We start from the raw sequence: 16,314 nt of genomic DNA on the forward strand, positions 1-16,314 counted from the left end.
CATCACCGGTCGGATTCCGTCCACTCAGTCAGGGTAGGCCGCTCCTGCCGGGGCTTCCAATCGGGGCTGGCAGTGCGGGCAGTAGTACAGCTCCCGGAGTTCGGTGTCCTTGTCCCCGAGCTGCTCGAGCGCCACCGGCGTACCGCAGCGCAGGCATCCCCGCCGGGTGCGGCCGTAGACCCAGAGGGTGTCGCCGCGCAGCCGGCCGGTGGTGGCCCTCGTGCTGCGCGCCTTGTTCGCTTCGAGGAGCTTCTTCGACAGTTCGACCATGCGCGGGAGGTTGGGTACCTCACCCACCGGGGTGAGCGGGTGGACGCCCGCGAGGAAGCACAGTTCGCACCGGTACACGTTGCCGATCCCGGCGAGGTTCCGCTGGTCCAGCAGGGCCAGGCCGATCGGCCGGTCCGGCTGCTCGAGCAACCGGCGCAGCGCCTCGTCCGGGTCCCAGTCGGGCCCGAGGAGGTCCGGGCCCAGGTACCCGACGGCGTCCTCTTCCTCGGATCGTGGGATCACGCGCAGGAACCCGAGTTCGAAGCCCACGACGACGGCGTCGTCCGTCTCGAGGATGCAGCGGGCCTTGAACGCGGGCCTGCGCCATTTCTCCCCGTGCGCGTAGACGTGCCAGAGCCCTTCCATCTTCAGGTGCGAGTGGATGTCCCAGCCGTCGTCGCCCCCGCCGCGGATGAGCAGGTGCTTGCCGCGGGCCACGGCCTCCTGGACGGTGTCGCCGGTGAAGTCCACGGTCGCGAAGCGCGGCACGCGGATGTCGCAGCGCGTGAGGACCTTCCCGGCGAGGGCGCTGTGCAGTTCGCGGGCTGCACGCCAGACGGTGTCCCCCTCAGGCACGGATCCTCAGCCCCCTCGGCGTCGTGTAGAACCCGGCGTCCGCGAGGGCACGTCCGATGTCCGTGTCCAGGATCTCGCCGCCGTTGACCTTCTCCACGGCCATCTTGTCCGCCGCCCCCCGGCGGATGACCGTGACCAGGGCGAGCGCGGCGGCCCGCAGGACGTCGGCGTCCTCCGTGAACGTCAGGAGCGTCTTCCCGCCGCGCTCCACGTACAGGGCGAGTGCCCCGTCGACGAGCACCACGAGGGCGCCCGCCTTCCGCCCGGCGCGGTGCCCGCCCTCGGCCTGCGGCCAGTTGAGCGCCGCACCGTAGGGATTCGCCGGGTCCGTCGCTGCCAGTGCCACGGCCTTCAGGGGCGGGGTTTCACCGCCGAGGACGTCCTGCGCGGTGGGCAGCTGGTTGTCCGCGCTGAAGGAGCGCAGGCGGTCGACCGTCGCGGGCACGGCGAACTGCGCCGCGCCGAGGTGCTCGATGAAGTAGCCGCGGCGGCACCGGCCCATCTCCTCGAGCCGGGCCAGCACCTTGTACATGAGGCCGAAGCCGCCGGGGATGCCCTCGTTGCCGACGGCGCCGCGCGTGACCACGCCGTAGCGGTCGAGCAGCAGCTCCGCCGTGGCGTGGGCGTGCAGCGTCGTCTCGGCCTCCACGGCGGGCAGCATGTTCCAGCGGCCGGCGGCCAGGGGAGGGGTTGCACGCTGGTAGCCTCCGCTTCCGGCGTCGTCCCCGGCAGCGCTCAGCCGCATCGACGCTCCCGTGAGCGACTTGCCCGGCGCGCGGCCCAGCCGTCCTGCCCGCGACGTGCGTGCGCGTGCCGGTGCGGGCCGTTGCTTGTGCGCGGTCTTGCCGTTGGCGAGGAGCGAGCGCACCGGCGTGAACGTGTCGTTGCTGATCCGGCCCGCCCACACCAGGTCCCAGAGGGCGGTCACCACCGCGGTGTCCGAGGGCGCCTCCTGCACGTCGAGCAGGTTGGTCAGCTGGCGCAGGAAGTAGCCGCCGCCCCCGGCGAGCAGGTCGAGCAGCGCCGTGTGCAGCGAGGACGGCTCGAACGCGGGGTCGGGCCGCAGCGTCAGCGGGGCGTTCTCCGCCAGGTGCAGCGCGATCCACCCGTCATTGCCCGCCAGCGAGCCCGCGCCGGACCAGAGAACCTCGCCCGTCGCGGTCAGCTCGTCGAGCATCGCCGGGGCATAGTTGGCCACGCGCTGCGCGAGGATCAGCGGCTCCCACGCGGAGGCGGGGATCGGCACGCCGGACAGCTGGTCGATGACGGTGACCACCCCGTCGAGGCCCCGAAGCCCCGAGCCGATGTGCTGCCAGGCCGGCAGGAACCGGCCGTAGGCCGTGGGGTCCACCGGTTCCACCTCCTGCCGCAGTGCGGCGAGGGAGCGACGGCGCAACCGGCGGAGCACCTCGACGTCGCACCATTCGCTGGAGGCGGGAGCATGCACGGTGATGGTGCCAGGAGCCGCTCCGGACGCCTCGGAGATATCGAGCACGGGGACCGATTCCGCCGGCCGGAATTCGCCCTCGACCACACGCCCGGCACCTGCGAGGCGCTGCAGTGAACCTGCGACGACGGCCACCCCGAGGCCCAGGTGCGACGCCGCTTCCGCCGCCGTGAACGGCCCGTGCGTGCGGGCGTACCGTCCCACGAGGTCCCCGAGGGGATCGGCCACGGGTTCGATGAACGCCAGGGGGATGCCCAAAGGCAGCGGGACGCCCAGCGCATCGCGCAGCCGCGCGGCATCCTCGACGGCGGAGACGCGCTCCACGCCCGCGATGTGCACCGTCAGGGCGCGGTTGGCCCGGACCAGCGCGGCGACGTGCTGCCGGACGACGTCGGCGGACGCACGCCCGGGGCCAGGAACAGCGACCTCGCCGGCAGGAGCATCGCCGGAAGGAGAATCGCCGGCAGGGGCTTCGAGCCGCCGGGAGATCTCGTCGACCGTCAGCGGTCCGAGCAGCCGCAGCAGATCGGCGACGCCCTCGAGCCCGCGCGCCAGGCGGTCCGGCTTGAGGCGCTGCAGTTCCAGCTCGGTATCGGCGATGACCTGCGCGTCCAGCAGTTCCCGCAGCTCGGCGCGGCCGAGCAGCTCGTTGAGGAGGGTCGGGTCCAGTGAGAGGGCGGCGGCCCTGCGCTCCGCCAGCGGGGAATCGCCCTCGTAGAGGAAGGACGCGACGTAGCCGAACAGCATGGACCGTGCGAACGGGGAGGGCTGCTGCGTGGTGACCTCGACGATGCGCAGCTCCCGGCGCTCGAGCGATGCCGCGATGTCCTTCAGCGCGGGGAGGTCGTAGACGTCCTGCAGGCATTCGCGCACCGTCTCGAGGACGATCGGGAACGTGGGGTACTTCTTGGCGACGTCGAGCAGCTGCGCCGAGCGCTGGCGCTGCTGCCAGAGCGGCGTCCGCTTGCTCGGGTTCTGGCGCGGGAGCAGCAGGGCCCGCGCCGCGCATTCGCGGAACCGTGAGGCGAAGAGCGCCGATCCGCCGACCTCCGCGGTGACGATGCCGTCGAGCTCCTCCGCGTCGAAGAGGAAGAGGTCGGCACCGGGGGGTTCGTCGTCCATGAGCGGCACACGGAGCACGATGCCGTCGTCGGAGGCCATCGCCGAGCCGTCCATCCCGTAGCGCTGCTCCAGCCTGGCTCCGACGGCGAGCGCCCAGGGTGCGTGCACCGGCATGCCGAACGGGCTGTGCAGGACCACGCGCCAGTCGCCGAGCTCGTCGTGGAAACGCTCGACGACGAGCGTCCGGTCGCTCGGGACCACTTCCGTGGCCTCGCGCTGCTCCGTCAGGTAGGTGATCAGGTTGCCGGAGGCCCAGGCGTCGAGCCCGATCCTCGCGCAGCGTTCCTGGGCCTTCTCCGGCGTGGCCCCGGACATCTCGCGGACGAAGGCGCCGAGGGCCCTGCCGAGTTCGACGGGCCGGCCGAGGGAGTCGCCCTTCCAGAACGGGAGCTTGCCCGGCTGCCCGAACGCGGGGGAGACCAGCACGCGGTCGTGCGTGATCTCCTCGATGCGCCAGCTCGTGGCCCCGAGCGCGAAGACGTCTCCCACGCGGGATTCGTACACCATCTCCTCGTCCAGTTCACCGACGCGGCGGCCTCCGGCGCGGGGTCCCTCGCCCTCGGATCCGACGAGGAACACCCCGAAGAGGCCGCGGTCGGGGATGGTGCCGCCGGAGGTGACCGCCAGCCGCTGCGCACCGGGCCGGCCCGTGATGGTGCCCTCGACGCGGTCCCAGATGATACGGGGCCGCAGCTCGGCGAACTCGTCGGACGGGTACCGCCCGGCGAGGAGGTCGAGGGTCGCGTCGAACGCGGAGCGCGGCAGGGTGGCGAACGGCGCGGAGGTCCGGACGACGTCGAACCATTCCTCGACGTCGATGGTGCCGAGCGCCGCGGCCGCGACGGTCTGCTGGGCCAGGATGTCGAGCGGGTTGGTGGGGATGTACAGGGGTTCGATCTGCCCCGCAAGCATGCGCTCCACCGTGACGGTGGTGTTGACGAGGTCCCCGCGGTGCTTGGGGAAGAGGACGCCCTGCGACACCTCGCCCACCTGGTGCCCGGCCCGGCCGACGCGCTGCAGGCCGCTGGCCACGGAGTGCGGCGACTCGACCTGCACGACGAGGTCCACGGCGCCCATGTCGATCCCGAGTTCCAGCGAGCTCGTGGCGACGACGCAGCGCAGGCGCCCCGACTTGAGGTCGTCCTCGATGAGGGCGCGCTGGTCCTTCGAGACGGAACCGTGGTGGGCCCGGGCGAGGAGCGGCTCGGCGCCGGTGGTCTGCCCGGCCTGCGCCATCATCTGCGCGGGCGTCGCGGTGGTGTGGGCGAACGACGGCGCGTTCCCGGCAGGCTCGACGGCGGCCGGGTCGCCTCCTGCGGCCCACACGGCCTCGCGTTCGAGGCGTTCGGCGTGGATCTCGTTCAGCCGCGCCGTCAGGCGTTCCGCGAGCCGCCGGGAGTTGGCGAACACGATCGTCGACCGGTTCTGCTCGATGAGGTCGACGATCTTCTCCTCGACATGCGGCCAGATGCTCGCCTGGGGCACGGCGTCGCCGTCGTCGTCGGTGTTGGCGGCCGCCCCGCCGAGCTCCGTCATGTCCTCCACCGGCACGGTGACGGTGAGGTCCCACTGCTTCCTGGAGGGCGGGGCCACGATCTCGACCGGGGCGTTGCCCGAGAGGAACCGGGCCACCGTCTCCTTCGGCTCCACCGTCGCGGAGAGGCCGATCCGCTGCACGGGCTTCTCGAGCAGAGCGTCGAGGCGCGCCAGCGACACGGCGAGGTGGGCCCCGCGCTTGGTGCCCGCGACGGCGTGGACCTCGTCGATGATGACCGTGTCCACCTCCAGGAGCGTCTCGCGCGCCTTGGAGGTGAGCATGAGGAACAGCGACTCGGGAGTGGTGATGAGGATGTCCGGCGGCCGCGTGAGCATGGCACGGCGCTCGGCCTGCGGAGTGTCCCCGGACCGCACCCCCACGGTGATGCTGGGCGCCGGGAGGCCGAGGCGCTTCGCGGTCTGGGTGATGCCGATCAGCGGAGCCCGGAGGTTCCGCTCGACGTCGACGCCCAGCGCCTTCAGGGGGGAGATGTACAGCACGCGGGTGCTGCGCTTCGGCGCAGCCGCCTTGCGCCCCTTCACCGGCGCTGCGGGCTCCGGGCCGTCCGGGTCGTTGCCGCCCTCGCCCGACGCGATCAGCCGGTCCAGGGCCCAGAGGAAGGCCGCGAGCGTCTTGCCGGACCCGGTGGGCGCGACGACGAGCGCGTTCGAGCCCGCGGAGATGGCCCTCCAGGCGCCCTCCTGGGCAGGGGTGGGCTCGGAAAAGGCCCCCGCGAACCATTCAGAGGTTGCGGGAGTGAACCTCGTCAGCACCTGCGTCACTCCCTCATCATGCCCCAGCCCACCGACACTTGATCCGCGTCCCGGACCCGGGAGGTGCACGGGAGGTGTACGGGGAGGTGCGAGGGGAGGTGCACGGGCATGCTGACAGGGACACGGACGCGCATGCGGACGGCGGACGCACGCGCAGGCGCACCGGGAGCAGGCAGAGGAGCAGGCAGCCCCCGCGAGGGCCGGGTGAGGCTAGGAGGCGGGCTGCAGTGTCCCGACGGTCATCAGGACGATCGACGTCGCCGAGCAGGCCGGGATCGCCTGCGGCAGGACGAGCGAGTCGGTGGCTCCCGGAGGGTAGATCCGGAGTCCGGCGGCCGGCGTGATGCCGCAGTCGGGGCCGTAGTTCTGGGCGTTGGTCTGCCGGAGGGTCGTCGTGACGGACCCTCCCGGGGCGAGCGTCACCGGGGCGGTCGCCGAGCCGTCGCGGTCCGCGGCGGCACCGATCTGGATGCCCGCCGCATCGACGAAGGACACCCCGGGGTAGCCGTCGACGACGCACTCCTGGTCGGAGGCATTGGTCAGCACGAGGGTCCGGTAGACGCTGCCCGCCGCACCGCCACCGGGCTGGTCCTGAATCGCGCCGGCCAGCTGGGCCGCGGAGCAGATCCCGGCAGCGGCAGGGGGAGAAGCGGGAGCGCTGGGGGAGGGCGACGGCGCCGCACCCGTCGGCTCGCCCGCCGGCTCGGACGCCGGAGCGGACGCCGACTCGGACGCGGCCGGCGATGCCGGCTCGGACGCCGGCTCGGACGCCGCCGGCGATGCGGAGGCGCCGGCAGAAGCAGGATCCGGCGTCGCCGGGGAGGTGGCGCCCGGCTCCGTCGTCGGTGCCTGGCTCATCGGTGCCGTGCTCACCGCCGGGGTCGCCGCGGACGGCGAGGCAGAGCCGGCCGGCTCGAACAGCGCGCAGCCGCTCAGCGCGACAAGGGCTCCGGTGGCCGCAACGGCCGTGATCCAAGGTTTGCTCCCCAGCAGATTAGTCATGGCCTCACCCTATGTCCGGCGCTCTCCGCGTCCGGCAGGCGGACCGTGGCGTACCACGATCGTTATCGGCGGGGCTTCACTCGTGGTGATAGGAGCGGCCACCGGCTATCTCCTGGGCCCGGTAGACCTGTTCGGCGAGGATGAGGCGCACGAGCTGGTGCGGGAACACCAGCGGAGACAGGGACCAGACGAAGTCCGCCCGCTGGTGCACCCGGTCATCCACGCCGTAGGCGCCGCCGATGATCACCGTGACGCTGCGGGACGCTTCGAGCGGTCGCAGCAGGGTGCGGGACAGCGTCGGGGAATCGATGGCCTTGCCGCGCTCATCGAGCAGCACCACGAAGTCGTTGCCGAGCCGGGCGCGGAGCCGCTCGGACTCCTCCTTGCGGGCGGCGTCGTGCTCCCGTGCCGAATGGGCGATCAGCTGCCAGGACAGGTCGAAGGGCTTCTTGAGCCGCTTCGCGTAGCGCTCGATCCCCTCCGACACCCAGCTCTCGTGCTTGCGGCCCACTGCGAGCACTCGGATTGCCATGTCCTCAGGGTATCGCGGGGTGAGAACCCCGCTGAGAGCGGGGTGCGGACCCCGCTGCAGGTGGAGGGAAATACCGGTGAAAGTGGGGTGAAAAGCCCCCGAAAAGGGGCGGAAACGGGCCGGGAAGAGTGAACGGCCGTCGAACGCCAGGCAAAGAACAAGCGCTTGCACAAGTACTTCGCCTCCCGAACTTAACCTGTCCAACCACCCCTGCCGTCAGTACGCTGGCTGAATTCTGGGAGAACCACGAATGGGACGAAGGGGGCGGCAATGTCGACCATCACCGGCGGAATGGACGCAGCAAACACAGCGGGCAACGAGGCACGCTCCCGACGACGAACGGTCGGCGTGGTCCTCGCAGGCGGTGTCGGCACGCGCATGGGGCTGGAGATCCCCAAGCAGCTGGTGCCCGTCGCCGGCCGGACCAGCCTCGAGCACACCGTGGACATCTTCCAGCAGTGCCCGTTCATCGACGAGATCATCGTCATGATGGACCCCGGGTCCATGGACCGCGCCGAGAAACTGGTGACCCGTGAGCGCTTCCCGAAGCTCACCGGCCTGCTGCCGGGCGGCCGCGACCGCAACGAGACCTCCTATCTGGCCCTGCGGGAGATCGCGACTCCCGGCGCCAAGGTGGTCTTCCACGACGCCGTGCGTCCGCTGGTCGATCCGAGCATCATCCGCGCCTGCGTCGACGCACTCGACACCTACGACGCCGTGGACACCGGCATCCCCTCCGCGGACACCATCATCGAGGTGGACGAGAACGACATCATCCGCGCGGTCCCGCCGCGCGCCTCCCTCCGCCGCGGGCAGACCCCGCAGGCGTTCCGGTGGGACACCCTCATGGAGGCCTACGGGCACGCCCGCACCGATGCGGAGTTCGCCGCCACGGACGACTGCTCCGTCGTCCTGAAGTACTGCCCGGACGTCCCGATCCTCGTGGTCCCGGGCCACGAGGCGAACATCAAGATCACGCACCCGATCGACATCCACCTGGCCGACAAGCTGTTCCAGCTCAAGCACCAGCACGTCGATCCGGTACCGTTTCCCGCCGCGTCCCTGCGCGACGCCGTCGTCGTGGTGTTCGGCGGCAGCTCCGGCATCGGCGGCGAACTCGGACGGCAGCTCCGCGACGAGGGCGCGCACGTGGTCTCCCACAGCAGGACCGGCAGCGGCACCTTCGTGGAGGACCGCGCCTCCGTCTCGCGTGCTCTCGCCGGTGCCGCGGCGCAGTACGGACGCATCGACCACGTGGTGCTCACCGCAGGCGTCCTGACGATCGGTGACCTCGTGGACCTCTCCGACGAGCAGCTCCAGCACGACGTCGGCGTCAATCTCATGGCCGCCTTCGTCGTCGCGCAGGAAGCCCACTCCTACCTCGCCGAGTCCTCCGGATCGCTGCTGCTCTTCTCCTCCAGCTCCTATACCCGCGGCCGCGCCAAGTACACGGTGTACTCGGCGACGAAGGCCGCGCTGGTCAACTTGACGCAGGCACTGGCCGACGAGTGGAGCGGCGACTCCATCCGCGTCAACTGCATCAGTCCCAGCCGCACGGCCACGCCGATGCGCGAGAAGGCGTTCGGCCACGAGGACGAACACACCCTCGTGCAGGCCGCCGACGTCGCGCGCGTCAGCGCCCAGGTCCTCGCCTCCGACATCACGGGGCAGGTGTTCGATGTCCGCCTGCCGCAGGTCGATCCGCTGCCGACACAGCTCGAAAGTGTCCGGTGACCGCCCCCGCCCTGACAGCCGACACCGATCGGCTGGTGATCACCGGCGCGCGGATTCCCTCCGGTGACGCGCTGTCCGTGCTGCTCGGCGGACGGCGGATCTGGACGGTCCGGGCACCCCGGCCGGACGACGACGGCGTGCTCAGCGTCCCCTGGCCTCCGGCCCTCTCCGAGCGCTTCACGGGAAGCGCGCGGCTCGCGGTCGAGCATGCGGGCCGTGAGATCGCCGCGTCGACGGTCGTGTTCGAGGACGGCGCCTCCGACTTCGACCTGAGCGAACCCGGCACGGGCATCCCCCTGGTGGTCAACAAGTGGGGCCGGATCGCACGGTCCTTCGAGGGCCGCGACGCCGCGCTCGTCGAGCACGTCCTGGATGAGGCCGAGCACCTCATCGAGGTGCTGCGCCGGACGGTCGGCGTCGAGCTGTTCGTCACCGGAGGCACGCTGCTCGGGCCCGTCCGCAACGGCCGCATCATGGCGCACGACGACGACGCCGACCTCGCGTACCTCAGCGCGCACACCAATCCGTCCGACGTGATGCTGGAGAGCTTCCGGATCGAGCGGGCACTCGTGGACCAGGGGTACGAGGTGGTGCGGCATTCCAACGGCCACCTCCAGCTCATGTTCCCGGGTGGAACGGTGACCGACCGCTTCTACCTGGACATCTTCACCTACTTCGAGTGCAACGGCTGGTTCTACGGGACCTTCCACGCACGCGAACGCGCGGACAGGGTCACGATCCACCCGATCACGCCGCTCCCCGTGAACGGGCGGCTGCTGCCCGGTCCGGCGGAGCCCGCACAGCTCCTCGCGGCGATCTACGGACCGTCCTGGGAGGTGCCCGATCCGACCTTCACGTTCGTCACCCCGCCGGCCGCGCACCGCCGGTACTACTGGTGGCTCAACCACTTCGACGTCGACCGCGAGAACTGGGAGGATCACCACCGCGCCGAGATCGAGGCCGGTCCCGCCACGACGCCGTCGCGCCTCGCCGTCACGACCGCGGAGCAGCTGCCGCCGTCGTCGACCGTGCTGGACCTCGGCTGCGGGCTCGGCGCGGACGCCCGTCACCTGGCGGACCGCGGGCACCGCGTCCTCGCCGTCGACTTCAGCCGGCCGGCGCTCGTCTGGGCGCAGGAGAATCTCGGGCACGACGGCGCCGTCCTGTTCGAACGCGCCAACCTGACCATGGCCCGCTCCGCGCTGCACCTGCGGAAGCGGTGCGCGGAGCTCGGCGGGACGGTCCACGTCCACGCCAACCACCTGTTCAACGCGCTAAGTCCGCTCGGCTGGGACACCACGCTGCTGCTCATCAAGCACCTCCTGGCGGTGCCCGGCAGCCGAGCGTTCCTCGAGGTGGGTGTGGCGGACACGGAAGGATCGGCGAGCTGGTCCGAGTACCGGCCCGTCGACTGGACCAGGTTCCAGGACCAGCTGCGCAGGTACTCGCTGAGTGCCGAGGAGCAGGACGACGGAGCAGGCGCGGCGACAGGCCGGCGCGTGCTCGTGAGGAGGGAGATGACATGACGCAGACCACGGTATGGAAGGTCGGCAAGCGGTTCGCACGATGGAGCGGTGTCGCGAAGCCCTTCCTGGCGCTCCGGAACGAGGTGGAGCAGTTGCGGGCGCAGGTCGTCAGGCTGGACGCGGACCTCGTCCGCCTCGACGCGGACCTGGACGAGTCACGCCGGCTCAACCTCAGGGCGGCCGAGCTGCTCGACGTCGTCTACGAGGAACTGGGCGCACGGCGACCCGGACGGGAGGGAACATCATGACCGCCTACGAGGAGGGGCCCCCGCTGGAGATCATCGGCGGCTTCGAGAGCACCTTCATGCCCGCGCACGACCGCGACATCTTCGAGACCACGGAACACGATGTCCGCTGGCGTGAGGACCTGGACCTGCTCGCGAGGTCGGGCATCACGAGGCTGCGCTACCCCATCCGGTGGCATCGCATCGAGGAGACCGAGGGTCGCTACGACTGGTCCTCCACGGACGAGGTGATGGGCCACCTGCGGGAGTACGGCTTCCGGCCCATCGTCGACCTCGTCCACCACACGAGCTACCCCGCCTGGCTCACCGACGGCTTCGCCGACAGCCGCTTCGGTCCCGCCTACCTGCGGTACGCGGAGGCCTTCGCCCGCCGCTATCCCTGGGTGGAGGAGTACACGCTCTTCAACGAGCCGTTCTCCACGCTGTTCCTGTCCGGGCACGAGGCCATCTGGCCCCCCTACCACTCCGGGCTGCAGGGGTTCGTGGACCTCATCGTCAACGTGATGCCCGCCGTCGCCGAGGCGAGCCGCCTGTACCGGGAGCTGCTGCCGGGCGCCCGCCACGTCTGGGTGGACACGTGCGAGTTCCATACGGGCTCCGACGCGTCGGGGCAGCGGTATGCGGACATGGCCAACGACCGCCGCTTCCTCGTGATCGATGCCTTCCTGGGCAGGGGGTACGACGTCGACAGCCAGCTCGGACGGGACCTCGCACCCGTCGGCGGTGAACGGCTGCTGTCCCTGCCCACCGGCAGCATCGACGTGCTGGGCCTCGACTACTACGCGCACTGCCAGTGGAACTTCTCGGAGGAGGGTGGAACGGCACCCACGCCCACCCCGCTGCCGTTGGCCGACCAGATCCAGCAGTACTGGGAGCGGTACGCCCTGCCGTGCATGCTCACCGAGACCAACGTCCGCGGGCACACCTCGGACCGCGCCACCTGGCTTAAGTACGTGCTCGAGCAGTGCGAGGAGGCCCAGGCGCGCGGCGTGGTCATGGACGGCATCTGCTGGTTCCCCGTCGTGGACTCCACCGACTGGAACTCGCTGCTCTTCCGCTGCGAGGGCTCCGTGGATCCCGTGGGCGTGTACTGGCTCGACGAGGACCTCGAGCGGCGCGCGTCAGTCATGTCGACGTCGTACGCGCTCGCCGCCGGGGGCGCCCGCTCGGGCGACCTTCCCGCCTACCTGCTCGCTGAACCCGTGGCCACCTGGCTGCAGGGCTATCGATCCCAGATGGCCCACTGGGACTGGCAACAGCCTCCCGGAACCGATGTCGGTTCGAGTCTTCCCCGTACAACTACCCGAATGGAATTGAGGATCGTCGATGCAAAGTGAACTCATTGTTTTGTCGCACCTGCGGTGGGATTGGGTCTGGCAGCGGCCTCAACAGCTCGTGTCGCGCCTGAACAAGGCGCCCGGACGGAAGACCTGGTTCGTGGAGGAACCCCTCACGCCGCAGGGCGTCGAGGTTCCGCAGAACCGCCTGGGCACCGCGGAGGTGGACGGCCTCACACGGGTCTGGCTGGAGATCCCCGAGCAGGGCAGGCACGTCGGCTTCTTCGACGAGGTCATGCCCGACTACGTCGCGCAGCTGCCCGAGCTCATCGGGCCCCCTTCGGGCGACCGCGTCGTCTGGATCTACACTCCGCTGGCACTCGAAGCGGCGCTCGCACTCGAACCGACGACGCTCGTGTTCGACGTCATGGACGATCTTGCCGCCTTCAAGAACGCGGCTCCCGAGCTCCTCGTGCGGCAGCGCCAGGCGCTGCGCGCCGCCGACGTCGTCTTCGCCGGCGGCCGCTCCCTTCACCGCTCCGTGGTGAAGCAGGGCAGGGAGGACGCCCACCTCATCCCCAGCGGCGTGTCCGTGGGCCACTACGCCGCCGCCGCGCGGGCAGCGGACCCCGACCGCAGCAAGCCCGTGGCGGGCTACGTGGGCGTGCTGGACGAGCGTCTCGACCTCGACCTGGTCGCGGGCCTCGCGGAGCGCCTGCCCGACTGGGAGATCCGCATGGTCGGTCCCATCTGCAAGATCGAGGAGTCGGACCTGCCGCAGGCACCGAACATCACCTACCTCGGCCAGCAGGCGTACGAGGACCTGCCGGGCCACATGGCGCAGTTCGACGTCGCCCTGATGCCCTTCGCCCTCAATGAGGCCACGAAGTCCATCAGCCCCACCAAGACGCTCGAGTACCTGGCGTCCCGGTTGCCGGTGGTCTCCACGCGCGTGGCCGACGTCGTCGCGGACTTCCCGGGCGTCGTCGACCTGCAGGACGACGCCGAGGGCTTCGCCGCCGCCTGCGAGGCCCTGCGGGGCCGCGCCGGTGAGCTGCCGTCGCCCGAGCTGCGCAGGTTGCTCCGACGCCACGACTGGAACAGGATCGCGGAGCTGATGGACAAGCTGATCTTCGATCAGGAGCGGTCGACGCCGGAGCGCGCCACGGCCGAGGCAACCGCCTAGCGCCCATGCCAAACACCAGCAGGCGGGCGGATGCACCCCATTCCCGGGAGCATCCTCCCGCCGACCACCTCCTCCTCCACTTCAGCGACACCCACTTCGTGGCCGATGGGCTGCTCTACGGCGGGGTGGACGCCCGGGAACGGCTCGTCCAACTCCTGGCCGAGATCGGGAAGTCCGGGGTCCGGCCGGACGCCCTGATCTTCACGGGCGACCTCGCGAACGCCGGGGAACCGGACGCCTACGTGGCACTGCGGGGCGTCGTCGAGCCCTTCGCCGAGCAACTGGGCGCGCCGGTGATCTGGCTCCCGGGCAACCATGACAAGCGCCCGGCCCTGCGCGCGGCACTGCTCGGGGAGCCGCCGGAGGAGGCGCCGCTGGACCGCAGCTACCGCCTCGGCGGCCTGCGGGTGATCACCCTCGACACCTCCGTGCCCGGGCACCACTACGGAGAGCTCGACGACGGACAGCTCGCCTGGCTGGAGGCCGAGCTGTCCCGGCCCGCGCCGGACGGCACCATCCTGGCCCTGCACCATCCGCCGATCCCCATGGTGCAGGACCTCGCGGTGCTGACGGAACTGCGGCGCCAGGACCGGCTGGCCGAGATCGTGGCGGGTAGGGACGTCCGCCTGATCCTGGCCGGGCACGTCCACTTCCCGTCCTCGGCCCTGTTCGCGGGCATCCCCGTGTCCGTAGCCTCGTCCACCTGCTACACCCAGGACCTCAACGTCCCGGTGGGCGGCATCCGGGGGATGGACGGTGCGCAGGGCTTCAACCTGGTGCACGTCTATCCGCACACGATCGTCACGTCCTTCGCGACACTGGGCTCCTTCGCGACCGTGGGGGAGTACGTGGACCCGGAGGAGGTGCGACGACGCCTCGCTGCGGCGGATGCCGGCTCTGCGTCGGGAGGCCGGCCGCGGCACTGAGCAACCCCGCACACTCCGTCTGGAGTGTGCGGGGTTTTTCGTGACTGCGGAGCGGTGACGGTGGGATTTGGGACGCACTCTGGAACCATCTACCACGGGTAGTTCCCCTGCGTGGAGAGGGTGACACGAGGACCTGTCCCTGGTGGACGTCTGTATACGATTGCACGCCGTGAGGCGTGATCTACTTAACCGGTGAAAAGGACAACTCGACTCGCTGTCCTTGCCTTCGTTGTCGCCTTCACCTACACAGGAATCGGAATGTCGGTTCCCAGCTTCTGGGTGGATGAAGCAGCTACTGTCAGTGCAATTGACCGCTCATTTCCCGATCTTTTACGCATGTTGGGGAACATCGACGCGGTCCACGGTTTCTATTACATTCTCATGTACGGGTGGTCATCGACTTTCGGGATGTCGGAGTTGTCGCTGCGCTTTCCGAGCCTGCTTGCCATCGCTCTGTCCGCTGGTCTGATAACAGCAATCGGGAGGCGGATCGGGACTCCGATATACGGCTTGTCTGCCGCCCTTTTGTTTGTCCTGCTGCCCAGAACGCAATACATCGGGACCGACGCTCGTTCCTATGCCTTGGCTGTTGCGGCTAGCGTTGCTGCGACCTACTTTCTGGTTCGCTTGCGTGACGCTCCTGAGCGGCGCTTCTGGGTTGGGTACGTTCTTGGCGGGTTGCTGGCTACCCTGCTGTCCTTCTATACGGTGCTGGTTTTTGTCGCCCACGTTGTAACCGCTTGCCTCGATGCCAGGCTCCGGGCGAGGTGGCTCGGGCTACTCAAGTCCAGCGCCGCCTGGCTTGTTCCCACGGCGTTCCTCGCGGTACTCGGTTCTCGTCAACAATTCCAGATCGCCTGGCTACGCCCTATCGATGGCGGAGTTCTTTCGGAGATAGCGCTGCTGCAATTTTTCAGCGACGCCTATTATATGCTCGACGGAAAAGTTGCACCTCAGCCGACGACTCTCGAGAACTTCACAATGGTTGGTCTTGCCGTCCTTTCATGGAGCGTTGTCCTCGTTGTGGCCATCCGGCTTCGCGCGTACTTCATCGTCAAGTTGGCACTTCCCCTGCTTGCTGTTCCCCTAGCTGCCGTCATCGGCGGTTCATTGGTACTGGGGTCGCCCTACTACTTGCCGCGCTACGTGTCTTTCATCTTGCCTGCCGTGCCATTCCTGGCTGCGGGAATCTCCCTCGACACCTGGAAACTGAGACACGAGATGCAACGGTGGATACCGATGAGCTATGTCGCCGCGGCCGCGCTCCTCGTCCTGCCGTCATACCTAGGTCAGCGAACCGAGTTCGGACGGAGCCCGAACGATGACTTCCGTTTCGTCGCTGAAACAATCGGGGAGAATGCGCGCGCCGGCGAGGCATTAGCTCTGACGGTGGATAGCGGGCTCGGTTACATCGCTTATAGGGATTCGTTCGACGGCTTGGTTGATGTGACCTTGGGGACTGATGCTGGAGAATGGGGGAGGATTTACGATCAGCGGTTCGATATGGAGACATCGAAGAACAGGATTCTCGCGAACGATGTCGTCTGGCTCGTCCACGCGCGAAAGGACCCCACTACCGAGGAGGTCCTCGAATCCTTCGGCTATACGGAAGCACAACGCTTCGACGGAACTGGCAGTTCGGTGGTCGAATTTGTCCGCGGACGCGCCGTGACGAAGTGACTGCCGTGCCCGGTGCGCAGCGGCGCGGTCGACATCGTTCCCTGAGTAGGATCACGCTTCATGAACTGCGCCATTCGGCGGCGAGCTTCGCGGTATCTGCCGTGCGAACGTCAGGGTGCTCAGAACATGCTGGGACGTAGCTCGGCGGCACTGGTGTGGACGTGCACGCGGACCCGTCCGACGAGGACCTGGACGCCGTTGCGTTGCCCTGAATCAGGGCAACCGAGCGGCAAGTGTGAGCAGTATGTGGGCAGCAACCCGGTCCGGCCATAGAAAAAGGCTCCAGCTTCCCTGTAGTAGCAAGGAAGCTGGAGCCTCTCAACTGGCGGTGACGGTGGGATTTGAACCCACGTTGGCTTTTACACCAAACAACATTTCGAGTGTTGCACCTTCGGCCGCTCGGACACGTCACCAACGCCGCTACTTTACCGGGTGGGACGCCCGAGTCCCAAAACGGGGCCGGGGCGAGGGCGCAGCAGGG

Annotated in this window: 11 protein-coding genes and 1 tRNA gene; 7 read left to right on the forward strand and 5 right to left on the reverse strand. The window is 69.4% G+C overall.

The genetic code is table 11. The features are described from left to right. Nucleotides 1-24: 24 nt before the first annotated feature. The 4 genes from ACX80J_RS08085 to ACX80J_RS08100 all read right to left on the reverse strand — a co-directional run bounded on the left by ACX80J_RS08085 (nt 25) and on the right by ACX80J_RS08100 (nt 7,259). On the reverse strand, nt 25-846 hold the full coding sequence (locus ACX80J_RS08085) for an Fpg/Nei family DNA glycosylase (RefSeq protein ID WP_459345917.1): 822 nt from the start codon (nt 844-846) through the stop codon (nt 25-27). Beyond that, complete coding sequence (locus tag ACX80J_RS08090) at nt 839-5,734, reverse strand: ATP-dependent helicase (protein WP_459347396.1); 4,896 nt, start codon at nt 5,732-5,734, stop codon at nt 839-841. Before ACX80J_RS08090 ends, ACX80J_RS08085 begins: the two co-directional genes overlap by 8 nt. A gap of 201 nt (nt 5,735-5,935) precedes the next feature. After that, a complete protein-coding gene (locus ACX80J_RS08095; protein ID WP_459347397.1) occupies nt 5,936-6,727 on the reverse strand; it encodes a DUF4232 domain-containing protein in 792 nt (263 codons plus the stop codon). A 76-nt stretch (nt 6,728-6,803) separates the two neighbouring features. Beyond that, complete coding sequence (locus ACX80J_RS08100; protein WP_459347398.1) at nt 6,804-7,259, reverse strand: 23S rRNA (pseudouridine(1915)-N(3))-methyltransferase RlmH; 456 nt, start codon at nt 7,257-7,259, stop codon at nt 6,804-6,806. Nucleotides 7,260-7,529: 270 nt separating this feature from the next. On the opposite strand from ACX80J_RS08100, the gene ACX80J_RS08105 reads away from it, so the two are divergent. The 7 genes from ACX80J_RS08105 to ACX80J_RS08135 all read left to right on the forward strand — a co-directional run bounded on the left by ACX80J_RS08105 (nt 7,530) and on the right by ACX80J_RS08135 (nt 15,833). Continuing rightward, nucleotides 7,530-8,993: an SDR family NAD(P)-dependent oxidoreductase gene (locus tag ACX80J_RS08105; protein ID WP_459347399.1), complete on the forward strand. Its 1,464-nt coding sequence runs from the start codon at nt 7,530-7,532 to the stop codon at nt 8,991-8,993. Continuing rightward, nucleotides 8,990-10,519 (forward strand): class I SAM-dependent methyltransferase, encoded by a 1,530-nt coding sequence (locus tag ACX80J_RS08110; protein ID WP_459347400.1) that lies wholly within the window; start codon nt 8,990-8,992, stop codon nt 10,517-10,519. The genes ACX80J_RS08105 and ACX80J_RS08110 overlap by 4 nt, the downstream gene beginning before the upstream one ends. Beyond that, nucleotides 10,516-10,767 (forward strand): hypothetical protein, encoded by a 252-nt coding sequence (locus ACX80J_RS08115; RefSeq protein WP_459347401.1) that lies wholly within the window; start codon nt 10,516-10,518, stop codon nt 10,765-10,767. The genes ACX80J_RS08110 and ACX80J_RS08115 overlap by 4 nt, the downstream gene beginning before the upstream one ends. Then, nucleotides 10,764-12,101 carry a family 1 glycosylhydrolase gene (locus ACX80J_RS08120; protein ID WP_459347402.1) on the forward strand — a complete coding sequence of 446 codons (1,338 nt, stop codon included), beginning with the start codon at nt 10,764-10,766 and terminating at the stop codon, nt 12,099-12,101. The genes ACX80J_RS08115 and ACX80J_RS08120 overlap by 4 nt, the downstream gene beginning before the upstream one ends. Continuing rightward, a complete protein-coding gene (locus tag ACX80J_RS08125; RefSeq protein WP_459347403.1) occupies nt 12,091-13,227 on the forward strand; it encodes a glycosyltransferase in 1,137 nt (378 codons plus the stop codon). The genes ACX80J_RS08120 and ACX80J_RS08125 overlap by 11 nt, the downstream gene beginning before the upstream one ends. A 5-nt stretch (nt 13,228-13,232) precedes the next feature. Beyond that, nucleotides 13,233-14,153 carry a phosphodiesterase gene (locus ACX80J_RS08130; RefSeq protein WP_459347404.1) on the forward strand — a complete coding sequence of 307 codons (921 nt, stop codon included), beginning with the start codon at nt 13,233-13,235 and terminating at the stop codon, nt 14,151-14,153. A 258-nt stretch (nt 14,154-14,411) separates the two neighbouring features. After that, the gene (locus ACX80J_RS08135; RefSeq protein ID WP_459347405.1) at nt 14,412-15,833 is read left to right on the forward strand and encodes a glycosyltransferase family 39 protein; all 1,422 of its coding nucleotides are present in this window, start codon (nt 14,412-14,414) and stop codon (nt 15,831-15,833) included. Between the two features lie 323 nt (nt 15,834-16,156). Here the strand turns inward: ACX80J_RS08135 and ACX80J_RS08140 are convergent. After that, nucleotides 16,157-16,246: transfer RNA gene (locus tag ACX80J_RS08140), tRNA-Ser, on the reverse strand. Nucleotides 16,247-16,314: the final 68 nt, after the last annotated feature.

The organism is Arthrobacter rhamnosi (assembly GCF_054510975.1).